General features: G+C 65.3%; 10 protein-coding genes and 1 pseudogene. 3 read left to right on the top strand and 8 right to left on the bottom strand.

What is annotated here, in order from left to right:
* Both BZF57_RS06660 and BZF57_RS06655 read left to right on the top strand, forming a co-directional pair.
* Positions 1-1,213, top strand: a pseudogene (locus tag BZF57_RS06660) (IS3 family transposase); the annotation flags it as partial.
* Positions 1,214-1,489: 276 nt separating this feature from the next.
* Positions 1,490-4,435, top strand: a complete 2,946-nt coding sequence (locus tag BZF57_RS06655; RefSeq protein WP_086735897.1) for a DUF4082 domain-containing protein — start codon at positions 1,490-1,492, stop codon at positions 4,433-4,435.
* Positions 4,436-4,560: 125 nt separating this feature from the next.
* Here the strand turns inward: BZF57_RS06655 and virB11 are convergent, their stop codons facing one another.
* From virB11 to BZF57_RS06615, 8 genes are read right to left on the bottom strand one after another with little or no spacing between them, the layout of a single operon-like run.
* Entirely contained in the window at positions 4,561-5,553 is a 993-nt protein-coding gene (gene virB11, locus BZF57_RS06650; RefSeq protein WP_086735895.1) for a P-type DNA transfer ATPase VirB11, read from the bottom strand.
* Positions 5,550-6,620, bottom strand: coding sequence for a TraB/TrbI/VirB10 family type IV secretion system protein (locus tag BZF57_RS06645; RefSeq protein WP_240505877.1), 1,071 nt, complete (start codon positions 6,618-6,620; stop codon positions 5,550-5,552). Before BZF57_RS06645 ends, virB11 begins: the two co-directional genes overlap by 4 nt.
* A complete protein-coding gene (locus BZF57_RS06640; RefSeq protein ID WP_240505876.1) occupies positions 6,617-7,297 on the bottom strand; it encodes a TrbG/VirB9 family P-type conjugative transfer protein in 681 nt (226 codons plus the stop codon). The genes BZF57_RS06645 and BZF57_RS06640 overlap by 4 nt, the downstream gene beginning before the upstream one ends.
* On the bottom strand, positions 7,294-8,130 hold the full coding sequence (locus BZF57_RS06635) for a VirB8 family type IV secretion system protein (protein WP_086735893.1): 837 nt from the start codon (positions 8,128-8,130) through the stop codon (positions 7,294-7,296). Before BZF57_RS06635 ends, BZF57_RS06640 begins: the two co-directional genes overlap by 4 nt.
* 3 nt (positions 8,131-8,133) lie before the next feature.
* Positions 8,134-9,402, bottom strand: a complete 1,269-nt coding sequence (locus BZF57_RS06630; RefSeq protein WP_086735891.1) for a TrbL/VirB6 family protein — start codon at positions 9,400-9,402, stop codon at positions 8,134-8,136.
* Positions 9,402-11,792 carry a VirB4 family type IV secretion/conjugal transfer ATPase gene (locus BZF57_RS06625; RefSeq protein ID WP_086735889.1) on the bottom strand — a complete coding sequence of 797 codons (2,391 nt, stop codon included), beginning with the start codon at positions 11,790-11,792 and terminating at the stop codon, positions 9,402-9,404. The genes BZF57_RS06630 and BZF57_RS06625 overlap by 1 nt, the downstream gene beginning before the upstream one ends.
* Positions 11,771-12,055 (bottom strand): VirB3 family type IV secretion system protein, encoded by a 285-nt coding sequence (locus BZF57_RS06620; RefSeq protein WP_086735887.1) that lies wholly within the window; start codon positions 12,053-12,055, stop codon positions 11,771-11,773. Before BZF57_RS06620 ends, BZF57_RS06625 begins: the two co-directional genes overlap by 22 nt.
* A gap of 1 nt (position 12,056) precedes the next feature.
* Positions 12,057-12,371: a TrbC/VirB2 family protein gene (locus BZF57_RS06615; RefSeq protein WP_206073217.1), complete on the bottom strand. Its 315-nt coding sequence runs from the start codon at positions 12,369-12,371 to the stop codon at positions 12,057-12,059.
* Positions 12,372-12,638: 267 nt separating this feature from the next.
* On the opposite strand from BZF57_RS06615, the gene BZF57_RS06610 reads away from it, so the two are divergent.
* Entirely contained in the window at positions 12,639-13,658 is a 1,020-nt protein-coding gene (locus tag BZF57_RS06610; protein WP_086735883.1) for a helix-turn-helix domain-containing protein, read from the top strand.
* Positions 13,659-13,703: the final 45 nt, after the last annotated feature.

Genomic DNA, 13,703 nt, shown 5'->3' with positions numbered 1-13,703 from the left:
CAGAGCTGTGCCGCAAGGAAGGCATCGCCCAGAGCCTGTATTACACTTGGTCGAAGGAGTTTATGGAAGCAGGTAAGCGCCGGTTGGCCGGTGATACCGCCCGTGCCGCGACCACTGGCGAGGTGCAGGATCTGCGCCGCGAAGCCCGCGCCCTGAAGGAATGCGTGGCCGACCTGACGCTGGAAAACCGTTTGCTCAAAAAAAGCATGATCGCGGATGGGGGCGACGAAGAATGAGGTATCCCGCATCCGAGAAGCTCGAGATCATCAGGATCGTCGAGCAGTCCCACCTGCCTGCCAAGCGAACGCTGGACCAACTCGGCATCGCCCGGCGGACGTTCTACCGCTGGTATGACCGCTACCTCGCAGGCGGCCCGGAGGCGTTGGCGGATCGGCCATCGGCTCCAGGCCGGGTGTGGAACCGGATCGCGCCCGAGGTGCAGGACCAGATCGTCGAAATGGCGCTGGAGCAGTCCGAGCTGTCACCGCGCGAACTGGCGGTGCGATTTACCGATGAGCGCCAATACTTTGTGTCCGAAGCTACGGTTTACCGCCTGCTCAAGGCCCACGATCTGATCACCAGCCCGGCATACGTCGTGGTGAAAGCGGCTGATGCGTTCCATACCAAGACGACCCGGCCGAACGAGATGTGGCAGACCGATTTTACCTACTTCAAGATCATCGGGTGGGGCTGGATGTATCTCTCCACCGTGCTCGACGACTTCTCGCGCTACATCATCGCCTGGAAGTTGTGCACCAACATGCGGGCCGAGGATGTGACCGACACGCTGGATGTAGCGTTGGTCGCATCCGGATGCGACAGCGCCACGGTGTTGCACAAGCCCCGGCTGCTCAGCGACAATGGTCCCAGCTACATCGCGGGCGAACTGGCTGAATACATCGAGGCCAACAAGATGAGCCACGTGCGCGGCGCCCCGATGCACCCCCAGACCCAGGGCAAGATCGAGCGCTGGCACCAGACCCTTAAAAACCGCATCCTGCTCGAGAACTACTTCCTGCCCGGCGACCTTGAGGCCCAGATCGAGACCTTCGTCGAGCACTACAACCACCGCCGATACCACGAGAGCCTAAACAACGTGACGCCCGCAGACGCCTACTTCGGCAGGGCACCAGCCATCATCAAACAACGCGAAAGGATCAAGCGACAGACCATTGAACATCGGCGCTTGCAACACCGTAAGCTCGCCGCCTAAAACCCAACAACAGACGAGGCCCGCACTCCGCTAATTTACGCCGCGACCTGTGCCAAATGTTCTGACGACGGACAGTTCTGAAAAATACTACATTCTATCAGAAGTTATATATAATAAAGTAAATAATATATTTTTCGATAATTGACCATTTCTAAACCATTTATAAAATATTCGATATCTTGCTACAATTTTCGTTTACCGCGTTCCTGTGATTGATCCGGTCTTGGCGACATTGTTACCCCTCGGGCCATCAAACCATCGCACGAGGAACAGGTAATGAAGAAAGCGCTTCTCTTGCTGCTGGCATCGGTGGCAACGCCAGCTGTCGCGCAGAGCTGCCCCGGTCAGTATTCCGATCTTTCGGCGCCGGTTGCGCTGCTCGACGGGCAAACGCCGGCCAATCCGGACGCGACCGACAACCAGCCCTACGAACTCGGGACGCTCGTGCAAGCCCAGACCGACGGGGTCATCACGCACCTGCGCTTCTTCCGGGCCACTTCGGAGCCGGGATCGCACATCGGTCGGGTCTGGTCGGCAGACACCGGGGAGGAACTCGCGCAGGTCGAGTTTTACCGTGAAAGTCCCGCCGGCTGGCAGATCGCGACCTTGCGCACCCCTGTAGTCCTGCGGGCAGGGCAGCGGGTGATCATTTCGGTCAACAGCAACGGCTACTTCCCGATCAGCCCTGGCGCCTTCGCACAGCCGATCACGCGAGGGGGCCTGATCGGTCTCAACGGTCTGTTCGGGCCGCAAGGGGCCGCGCCCTCCTCGAGCTACAACCAGTCGAGCTACTTCGTCGACGCCGTGTTCCGTGCCGGAACGGCCGCTGGCACCACGCAAGCGGGCGCTGGAAGCGAGCTATGCGTGACCAACCCGACCGGCGCCGTCGAATTGTCCAGCTTGTTCGCCGATCTGCAACCGGCCAATCCCGACGCGACCGACAACAAGCCCTATGAGCTCGGCACGGTCGTGACCCCTACCTCGGATGGGCAGGTCACCCAGGTCCGCTTCTACAAGGCCGCTTCTGAAACCGGCGCGCATATCGGACGCATCTGGTCGGCAACGACAGGGGCGCAGCTGGCCCAGGTCGCCTTCCAGAACGAGACGGCATCCGGATGGCAGGTGGCGACGCTCGATACCCCGCTCGAATTGCGGGCAGGCGACCGCATCGTCGTTTCAGTCAACAGCAACAGCCACTTCCCGATCAGCGTCGGCGGCCTGTCCGCGCCGCTGGCACGCGGCTATCTCGCAACGCCCAGCGACGGGGTGCCGAGCCTGTTCGGGCCTCCGGGCGCCTTACCCACCAACAGCTTCGAGAACTCGAACTATTTCGTGGACCTCGTCTACCGGGCTGAATCTACCCTGTTCGGCAACCGCGAGCCGACGCTCAGCAACGCTTCGGACAATGGCGCCAGTTACGAGCTCGGCCTGCGTTTCGTCCCCCAGCGCGACGGGATGATCACCGGCTTCCGCTACTGGAATTCGCCGAACGATACCGGCACGCACCGCGCGACCTTGTGGAGCAGCACGGGCGAGCAGTTGCTCACCACGGAATTCGCGGCCGAAACGGGCGAAGGGTGGAAGGCGCTGCGGCTCGCCACGCCTTTCGCAGTTACCGCGGGGCAGACCTACGTGCTCTCCGTCAACGCCAACGGGTTTTTCCCGATCACCTACAACGTCTTCAACAACGATCCGGTGACCTCGACCTGGCTTGCTGCACCCAACGACGGGCAGAACGGTCTTTATGGCGATGTCGGCCAGTTCCCGACCTCCACCTATGCGGCCAGCAATTACTTCCGTGACGTGATCTTCCGTCCGGGCAGCACGGCGACCCCGCCCGCGCCGATCAGCAATGCGGTCACGCCCACGCCGACGCTACCCCCCTCGGGCTCGACCGAGCCATGGGTGGTGCGCGGCTATCTCGGATGGATCCGCGACCTCGCCAGCCGTCCTTCGGCAGCCGACGTGCGCTGGCCGGATATCTCGATCGATGACGAATTGATCGCCGACTATGACCGGGCGGGTGACTTCCTCGTCAAGCACGGCGGAACGTCGATCCAGATCTGGGGGCTCGCAGCGGGCGGCACCGCCGGATCGCCCGGCTATGCGGTCGATGTCGAGAACACCGTCAGCCCGCAGCGCCGCGCGCAGCTGCGCCAGATCATCGACGGCCTCCATGCCAAGGGGCTCAAGGTCGTCGCGGGGATGGGCGGCATGTCGTGGGGCTTCGACCAGATCGTGCAGGCCAACCCGTCGATCCGGTGTTCCAACAGCCCCTATCTCGCCAACCCGCGGGTCGAACTGGCGTGGACCTACCAGAACCGGATCATCGACTATCTGATGAGCTTCGGGGTCGACGGCATCACCGTTCAACCGGCCGATCAGGGCGTCTGCGCCGAGGGCAATCCCAATGGGCAGAGCGAAGTCCAGTATCACGCTGCCATCGTCGAGCGTATCGGGGCCTATATCCGCAGCAGATACCCCAACGCGATCATCGGCAGCGCGAATTACGGCGCTGGCTTCGGCAATGGCTCTGACTTGCCCTACGTCCAGCAGTTCGCCCGCAATGTCGATTACATCGTCGATGTCAATGACACCGCCCTGCAGTCGGGCAGCGGATACCGCCAGCGCCTGACGGCTGCGATCGCGCCGACATTGCTCGGGCAGCAGGCCGATCCGGGGCCGATCGCGCCGGTCCATTTCGACCGCCTCTCGTGGTTCCTGCCGACCTTCCAGCGCACCATCAACAACCTGAAGCGGCTCTATGCCGACGGCGGGCGCGCGGCGGAGAACTTCATGCGCATGCTGGCGAACCCCGGCGACGAGGTAAGCGTGGCCATGATCCTGCAATACGAGCGCAATCCGGCGAGCGATCTCAACGCGAACCTGACGGCCTTCCTGCAAGAGACCTATGCCCCGGTCGACGCCGTGGCGCTCGAGGAGCTGCGGACACTCTTCGTCGATGCAGAGAACGCCTACTTCAACAACGCCTATTCGGAGAACTCGCTGGTCGAGGCCTATTACAACTTCTATGACCGCGGGCGGCCCTATCTGCGCGACAACATGTCGGCGCAGGGCCGGGCCAACTACCGGGCGGCGCTGGTCAGCCTGATTGCCCGGGCGCAGGCGCTTCAGGGCCGGGTGGGCAATTCGGCGAAGGTGGCGGACATCATCACCTGCATGCGTGCGGTGATCGCCCAAATCGACGAACTCCCGCGCTGAGTGCGGTGCATACTCCTGCGATGGGCCGCGGCCCTTCGCAGGAGATTTCATTCTGACAAGCAACGGCGCGGGCGGCACGGCTGCTCGCGCCTTTGCCGTTATGACGATAGCTGCAGATCGGGAGATCAGCCTGCCTGCGGCACCATGATCTCGGTAATGGCGCGCTTGCCGTCGCTGCGGCCGAGCTGGACGAAGATGTCGACCGCGCCGCGCACGTAATCGACGATGTCCTGCTTGTGCAGCTGGGTCCCGGATTGCAGCACTAGAAGCGCCAGTTGCTCGATCGCGCCGGCGGGGCTGTTGGCGTGGATGGTGCTCAGGGATCCGGGGTGGCCGGTGTTGATCGCCCGCAGGAAAGTGTAGGCCTCTACCCCACGCAACTCCCCGAGGATGATCCTGTCTGGCCGCATCCTGAGGGTTGCCTGAAGCAGGTCCTCCTGCGTCACCCGTGCCTCGCCCAGCTCGCCGCGCGTGGCGACGAGGCCGACCGCGTTGGCGTGGGCAAGTTGCAGCTCGGGGGTGTCCTCGATGATGAGTAGCCGCTCATCTGCGGGGATTTCTTTCATCAGCGCGTTGAGAAAGGTGGTCTTGCCGGTCGATGTGCCGCCTGAGACCATGATGGTCCGGCGCGCGCGGACGGCTTCGGCGAGATAGGCGTCGATCCCGTCGCCAGCAGGGGGCGGTGCGAGGCCGTCTCGCGATCCCTCGCCCACCCGCGCCTTCGCAAAGGCACCGCTTGCGGCATAATCCGCGAGCGTCAGGTCGGCGACGACATGCTTGCGGATGGCGATCGCCATCGTACCGCGCGTGGCGGGCGGGGCGACGATCTGGACGCGCGAACCGTCGGGCAGGCTCGCCGAGAGCAGCGGATGAGCGCGGCTGATCCCCTGATGGCTCACCGCCGCGATCTGGCGCGCGAGCCGCCAGAGCCTGGCTTCGGTGAGATCGGTGCACGCATGCCGCTCGATCCCGCCGCCGACGGTCTCGCACCACAATTCGCCCGGGCAGTTGATGTAGATGTCGGTCACATCGGTGCGCGACAGGATCGGCAGAAGCGGGCCGAGATAGGCGTCGAGATAGCGCGGCTCATCGACTGCGAAGTCGGAGGCGTCGCTCATTCGCGCGGCACCGTACCGCCGAAATCGAGGTCACGCGCCACGAAGATCGCGATCTCGGCCCCCTGTTTGACCTTGATCGTCGGGCTGGGATTGGCGTTGGGCAGCAGGGACTGGCCGACATTGGCAGCCTGGGCAGGGATGCCGACATAGACTGATCCCGAACGCGGCTGGGAGGCGAGGTTGACCCCTACCGTCAGCGCCGATTGCAGCACCGCATTGGCAAAGCGTTCGAAGAAATGCGTGTTCACCCGGCCCGCGACCCCGGCGCTGCCCAGCGCGTCGGCGGCTGGCGACCCGATCCGGATTGCCACGCCGTCGGGCCGGATGAGGCGCGTCCAGGTCACCAGCACCCGGCGCTGGCCCGGCGCAACGTCGGACTGATACTCCCCGATCAACCGGCTGCCGCGCGGGATCAGGATGCGGCTGCCGTCGAAACTGCGGGCATCGCGTGATACGATGGCACGGGCGAGACCGGGCTTGCTGCTGTCGATGGGCGTTTCGAGGACGGCGGCGATCAGGGTTCCCTGCGGCACTAGCGAACCGCGGTTGCGGATCAGGGTGGCGCGCACGGCGGTATCGTCACTCGCGCTGCCTGCGCTGCCAGCTGTCCCCGCAGCGCCCGGCTCGGCCGGGGTCAGATCGACGACCAGCGCTGGTTCGCTGCTGGCGGTCTGAACGCGCAGCGGCGGCGGAGCGACCGGCGGAACGGGAGGGAGAAAGGCGGGTGCCAAGGGGCGATAGACCGGCTGGGGCGCGTCCACCGGCCTGCCCGGGAGCCGGATGATCCGCTCGACGATTGTCGGCTCGGGCGACGGCGGTGCGGGCGGCAGGGCGAGGGGCGGGGCGGCGGCAAAGGCTCCGGCATCGGCCTCCGCCGGGCGCGTGGCACCGGGATCAAGGCGAGCCTCGCGACGGGCGTCGAGCATCCAGAACAGCAGCGCGCCCGAACAGGCCAAGCCAAACAGCGCGACGCCGATCGGCACGCCCTTGCGCGGCAGGGTCACAGCAGGACTGACGGTATCGAAGAGCGCGAGGCCCTCGCGCGGATCATCCGGAGACGCGGTCATTCACCCTCCTTCCTGCGCGCGACCGCCACCGCCTTGCCGAGCCGGAACACAAATCGCTCGGCGATGCCTTCGACGACATAGACCCCGTCGCGCACGATGCCGTTGACGATCTCTTCCTTGCCCCGGGCATTGACCTTGTAGACGGCAGGCATGGTCACGTCCGGCTCCCATACGATCGAGGTGAAGGTGCCGTCATCGGACATGGCCGAGGGCCACAGCGACTTCTCCCCTCCGAGGGCGTAGACCGTGATATTCGGCTCGACCACGACGTCGGGCGCGCGGTCGATCCCCGGATAGCGGAAGCTGACGGTGAACGGCAGATCGGGCTCGAGCCCGTCGGCCGGTACCAGGCGAAAATTGTAGCGCCGCACCTCGGTGATCACGGTCATGTTCGTGGTCACGCCGGGCTGCACCGGCTTGACGAACAGGTGATCGGCGCGGCGGTTGGGCATGGCCTGCCATGCGGCGCTGTTGCCGACCGCGACATTCTCGATCCGCTCGTCGGGGGAGAACTGGATCGTCACGGTATAGCCCGTAGCGACCCGCAGGGTGACGAGCTGGTCGGCGTCATAATCGACGGTCTGGATGTGCGGGTCACCGGGGCCCGGCCGCGGCAGGACATCGGCCGATGCCGAGACTGGCGCCAGCAGCAGGGCGACTATCAGCAAGCGCATCATGAGCCGCTCCCCGGCCCCTTGGTGCTGCCCGGCCCGGTGCTCGGGACCGGCCTGCCTGGCGCGGTCTTTGAGAGGACGCTGGCCGCCGGGCTCGCTACCGCCGGAGCGCGCGTTGCCGCCGGAGCTGGCACCAGCGCCTCGGCTTGCGCTTCGACCTCGGCCGATACGGCCTCTTGGTCGCGGCGATACTTCACCACCTGGAAGCCCAGCGGATTGATCAGCCGGTCCTCGATCGCCATCGGCGCGCCCGAATAGCGGTAGCGTATCACCGCGACATAAGCGGCGACCGGCCCGCCCGCCTGCTGCCCCTGGTCGATGCGCCGGGTTTCGAACCGGACCATCGCGACCCCCGGATCGGTCAGCGACACGCTGCGCACCGTGACGTTCACCGTGCTCGTGCGGGGGAGCCGGTTGAGCGGACTCTGCGGGTTGCTCGCCGGCATCAGCGCAAGGTAATCTCGCCGCGCGGAGTCGGCCGACCATAGCGCGACCTTGCGGTAATTGCCCTTGACGCCCGAAATCTCGAAGCCCTCGCGGGCGATGACATATTGCGCCAGCAGCGACTGGGTGAGCGCCTCGTCAGCCTGGATATTCCCGGCCTTGTCGCCCTCGATCGCCTGCACATAGCCCGTGTTGCGGTCGACCAGCAGGGTGTAGGGCACGACCGTTTTCAACGGGGCGAGCGCGAACAGCGCCAGCGCCTCGACCACCGCGACGCCGGTTGCGACGCCGGCCACGATCCACGCGACGCGCCGCGAGTTCCGAAGGCTCGCCTGCCGGTCATCGGCCCAGCGCGTGGCGCGCGCGTAGTAGGTGTCGGTTCCTTCGGTCATGTCCTATCCTGCTGCATCCCGGCGCTGAATGCTGGCAGCGCGGCGCGACCCGGCCGTGCGCCGATGGCTCTGGCCGAGGCGTTCGATGATCACCGGGCCGCTTGACGTCTGCACCGCATCCGCTGTCGCGGCAGGCCGGGCCCGCGTCGCCTGAGGGTTGCCGTCGGCCGTCTGTTCGCGCAGCAACTGGGCGTTGATCGCGTCGGCCAGCGCGACAGCGCGCGGGCGCTCGTCAGCCGCCGATGTGCCGCCTGCCGGTGCCGACGCGGTCTGGAGTTCGGAGGTCTCCCGGCGCCCCGAAGCTTCCGTGACCTGCCGCAGCGCGACAGCCACGGCGTCGGGAATGCGGAACCCTGCTGCAACCCTGGCCGCCGCCAGCACTGCCGCCAGCAGCACCAGCGCGAAGAGCCATGTGGTGACCAGCAACTGCCCCGGCATCGGACCCGCCTCGGCCGCATCGGGCCGGGCGGCGGCGGCAGCGAATGCAGCGATCTGCGGTTCGAGGATCGCGAGCTCGAGCGCGATTGTCGCGCCGGTTGCCAGCGTTCCGAGCATGGTTCCGGCTAGCGCCCGCACCCACCCTTCGAGCAACCCGCGCCACCCCGCGAATAGCAGGCATGCGACAAAGATCGGCCCGAGCGCCAGCATGATCCCGGCGATGATGCGGAAGGACAGTGTCGCCGCCAGCGTCGAGACGAGAAGCACGCCGCCCGCGCGGGACAGAGAGTTTTCAGCGCTGTCGTCGTTCTTGTTGCCGTGATCGGGCGCGGGCTGGAGCCCCGGGCCCTGCGCTGCGCCTGGCCCGGTCGGCGCCGCTACGGGACTCGTCGCGGCACCGGCGGGTGGCTTGGGCCGGGACAAGGTCTCCAGCCGATCCTGCGCGGTCTGGACGCGCGCGATCAGATCGGGTGCCTCGCCGCCCAGGCCTCCGGGCGCGAGAATGCGCCCCGCCAGGTCGGATGGCCCCTCGATCACGAGGTTGTAGACCAGCACCTGATAGGCCGGCCACTGGCTCGACAAAGCGATGACGAAGCCGATCTTGACCATCGCTAGCACCGCCTCGCGCAGGGTCAGCATATGGCCGAAGGCGAGCCGATAGCCGACAAGCGCGACGAAGATCACCAGCAGACCGGTGATGGTCAGCCCCGCCGCCGATCCGGTGCCGAGTGCGCGCCAGCCTTCCTCGCCGAGCGCCCGGGCGTGGCAGTCCACGAAACTGGTCAGGCCGGTGGCATAGGGGCCGAGCGGGTCGAAGGCGGGGCAGGCTGGCATCAGACCGCCTTCACCAGTTCGGGCATCCACGCCTCCGGATCATCGCCGGTCCGCTGCCGGATCTCGTCGAGCAGCCGAACGGTGCGTTCGCGACCCGACAGGATCGTCAGGATGTCGCCCTCGCCCGAGAGGTTGAGCCGCGCGACCACACTGTCGTTGCCGTGCTTGATCAGGAAGGCATGGGCGCTGTCGGGCAAGGCGCGCACCAGCTCGAATTCATGCGGTGTCAGCCCGAAGCCATCGATGTAATCTTCCGCCCGCGCCTTGGGATTGGCCATGAAGATCTGCGTCGCGGCCTGTTCGACGATGGTCGAGGCGATGCGGCTGGACAGGGCATCCTCGGCGCTTTGGGTGGCGAAGCCGACGATCCCGTTGCGCTTGCGGATGGTCTTTTCCCAGTCCTTGATGCGCTCGACGAACACGTCGTCGTCGAGCGCCTTCCACCCTTCGTCGATGACGATGATCGAGGGCGTCCCGTCGAGCCGCTCCTCGACCCGGTGGAACAGATACATCATCGCCGGCGTGCGCAGATCGGGCGTGTCGAGGATGCGCGTCATGTCGAAGCCGATGGTGGCCGCCGTCAGATCGATGCGATCCTCGCTGTTGTCGAACAGCCATGCGTGCGCCCCGTCGCCCCACCACGGGCGCAGCCGCGACCACAGGTCGCCCGGGTGCGGTCGGCTCTGTCCGCGGAAAAGGTCGACGAAATGCCGGAGGCGGCGGAAGGCGGGGTCGGCCTCGAAATTCGCGTCGACCGCGTCCTTGATCAGCGCCAGTTCCTCGGTCGATACTGCGACGCCGCCGGCGCTCGCGAGGCGGGTGACCCATGCGATCAGGAACTGCCGGTTGTCGGGGGTGTCGCCAAGCAACAGCGGATTGAGCCCCGCCCCGACCCCCGGTCGCAGCACATCGTAACGTCCGCCGATCGCCCTGATGAACAGCTCCGCCCCGCGATCCTTGTCGAAGAAGACGATGCGTGGATCGAACTTGCGGGACTGGGCGAGCAGGAAGTTGAGCACCACCGTCTTGCCCGATCCCGAGGGGCCGATCACGGTGAAATTGCCAAGATCGCCTTGGTGGAAGTTGAAATGGTATGGTCCCGCCGCGGTGGTTTCGAGCACGGTGACCGCCGGGCCCCAATGGTTGCCTGCCGCGCGTCCGATGGGGAAGTTGTGGCCGCTGGCGAGGCTTGCGAAGTTCCGGGTGGAGACCAGCGCACGGCGCGCGATATAGGGGAAATTGCCCGGGAACTGTGCCCAGAACGCAGGCTCCAGCCCCATCTCCTCGCGCACGGCGATGGCGCCGAGATCGGAGAGCGCGGCCTGCAATTCGGCAACGGCATCATTGACCGCCTCGGGCGCCGCGGCGCGCACCATAACCGTCATGTGGTGCTCGCCGAACGCCGCACGCCCGGCGGCCAGATCGTCCTTTGCGTTGGTGAGATCGTTGCGCAGGCTGATCGCTTCGTCGTCGGCCGCCCGCATCCGCCTGATCGCAAGGTTCATCCGCCCGAGCCCGCTCTGCCGGTCCACGAAGGCGAAGGATTGGCTCAGCACCATCTCGAAGGGCAGCCGCAAGAGATCGTCGAGCATCCCCGGCGTGGTGTGCCCCGGATAATCCTTGATCGAGACGATCGCGGCAAAATCGCGCGGGGTGGCACCGGCCGGACCAAGTTCCAGCATGTCCTGCCCGAAGGTCACCCTGCGATAGGGGAGATACTCGCCCACGTCCGCCTCGGGCAGGCGCACCGGTCGCAACTCGCCGTTGTAGAGCGACGAGAGGAACTCGAGCGGTTCGGAGCAGTGGCCGTGCGGGGTCTCGTAGGTGGAGAGGATCCGCGCGCTGTAGCTGCCGAGCGAGGCGAGCAGCTGTTCGCTGGCGGCATCGAGCGCGCGGCGCTCGGCGGCAAGGGCAGCGGCCCGTTCGCGCGCGCCGGACCCACGCTGCGCAAGATTGGCCAGCCTTTCGGCAAGGCCCGTGCGCCCCGGCAAAGGGCGGCGGACAATCGTGAGGAACAGCTCGTTGGTGTAGAGCGCCTTGGTCTCCAGCCGCCGGCGCCAGGCCTCGTCGAGCTCGCGCGAGAAGGGATCCGGAAACTGCGCATCCAGCAGCGGCTCCACCCGGCGGCGCACGACGTGGTGGTAGATTGCGAAGCGCGGCGATCCGATCGCCTGAAGCATCGCATCGCGCAGGGACTTGCGATAGTTGAGCTCGGCGGTGTCGGCGGTCTCGAATAGCAGACCGCCCAGGTGAAGCACCTGGCACAGCATCCCGTTGCGCAGCAGGACGGTGCGGTCGTCGATCTGCGCGGCATAGGGCAGCCGGCTGCCGGCCGTCTCCTCGCGCGCGAAGAACTGCGGATCCTGGCTCAGGCGCGGTACGAGTTGCATTGCCAGACAGCATGGTTGCGCACTCGCGGGCAGCGCGACACCTTCACGAACCACACGTCGAAGAAAGCCGGTTCCTTGAGGCACGCGAGATAGCCGATCGCGTGGATCATCAATGCGAACAGCAGCACCCACGGGCTTTTGAAGATGAGGAATAGCTCGGTCGACAGGACGCCGTTGATGACAAAAAAGCCGTAGGTGACGCCCGCGAACATTTGCGGGCGGGCGAGGGCCACGAACAGCTGATCTCGCTCCAGACTCTGCATCTTAACCGCCCAGCGAGGCTGCGGACTGGATGCCCCCGACGATGCTGGCCGCACCGAACAGGATGAAGCAGCCGATGATCACCGTCGCGCCGTAGCGCCAGTTCATCCTGCCGGTGAGCATCAGGAAGCCGACGCTGGCCACCGCCATCACGGCGACCACGGTGGCTACGGTTCCGAGCAGTGTCCCCTCGAGCCACTGCACCGCACCAAGGATCGGCCCGGAACCGGCCGGATCGGCAAATGACTGCGCATGTGCCGCGGAGGACGAACCCGACAGAACCGCCATAGCTGGCAGGTGCCGCAATCCTTGTCGCATCATGTCCCGCAAATCCTTCCAGTTCAATCTCGCGAGCCTGCCGTGCGCGAGGCCATCCTCGTTGCCAGCACTTCTGGGCGCGTATTTCGAAAAATCCTCGGGACGACCTTTAGTCAACGGACAGGCGTGCCCCGGGATCGAAAGGTCTAGGTGGTCCGCGTTGGTTAACGGCTTGGCAACCTATACTACAATGAGGAAAGAAAGTGTTCTGATTTTTCGGAGAAAAAGTATTTTCGTTACTTAAGTAACGTAATTCGCTCATCAAGAATGTCGCAAAAAATCACAAGCAAATCTTCGTTTGTATGTCGAATTTTCGAAAAACTATCGGATCTGCAGGAGGCAGGAAAACTCCGGAATAGTGAGGGTGGTTGGTTTGCAATGAGAGGAATTGGCGAGCCGCAGCGGTTCGATACCGGACTTCAAAGCATCGACTGCGTGGTCTACCGGCACGTGCCCGACAGCTTGTCGCTCGCGCCCCGCCATGGCGACATCACACTCTATCGCATTCTCGACTACGGCACCGCGCCGACCACGCAGGCGGATCGGCCTGCCGACGAGCACGATCTCCTGCTCCTGACCCGCGGGTCGGGTCAGCCGAACAGGGGAAAACTGGCAGGGACGCCGTTCTGCACCGCCGGCAATCGTGATCTGCGCGTGTCGTTTGTGCCGCAGGGCGCCGATGCCACTATCGAGTTCGGGACCAGCGCGAAGAGCATCAACGTCCTGTTCCCCAAGGGTTGTCTGGGGAGCCTGATCGGCGACCGCCTCCCGGGACCGACGGTACCGAGGGTGTTCGAGGACAACATTTTTCTGATCGGCCTCATCGGCGTGCTCGAGATCGAGCTGTTCCGGCCCGGTATCGTGGCGGACATGGTTCTCGAGCAGGCGATGCGCAGTATCGCGCTGATCCTCTCGAACATCGATCGCTACGGATTCAATCCGCAGTCAAACCGGATCACGATCGCCCCGGCTCGGCTCAAGCGGGTGCTCGACTTCATCGAAGAGCACTTGTCCCAGCCGCTGACGATCAGCATGCTGGCCGAGGTTGCCGGGCTTTCCATGTTCCATTTCTCGAGGGCCTTCAATCAGGCGACCGGGATGAGCCCTTACCGGTACGTCCGTGATCGGCGTCTCTATCTCGCCCAGCGACTTCTGATGGGTCACGATCATTCGCTGCGCGAAGTTGCCCTTGCCTGCGGCTTCCCGCGCCCCTCGCACTTCAGCAGCCTGTTTGCCCAAGCACGGGGCCTTGCTCCCAGCGAGTTTCGCAAGAGGTTTGCGCTCTAGGCAATGCGCGCCGGATCACGGTGCCGATGGTCATCGCGAGGCAAA

The sequence above is a fragment of the Erythrobacter colymbi genome (genome assembly GCF_002155685.1).
GTDB classification, from domain to species: Bacteria; Pseudomonadota; Alphaproteobacteria; order Sphingomonadales; family Sphingomonadaceae; genus Erythrobacter; species Erythrobacter colymbi.
Note: the sequence above shows the minus strand (reverse complement) of the source record. Positions and strands in the feature narration are given on the sequence as shown.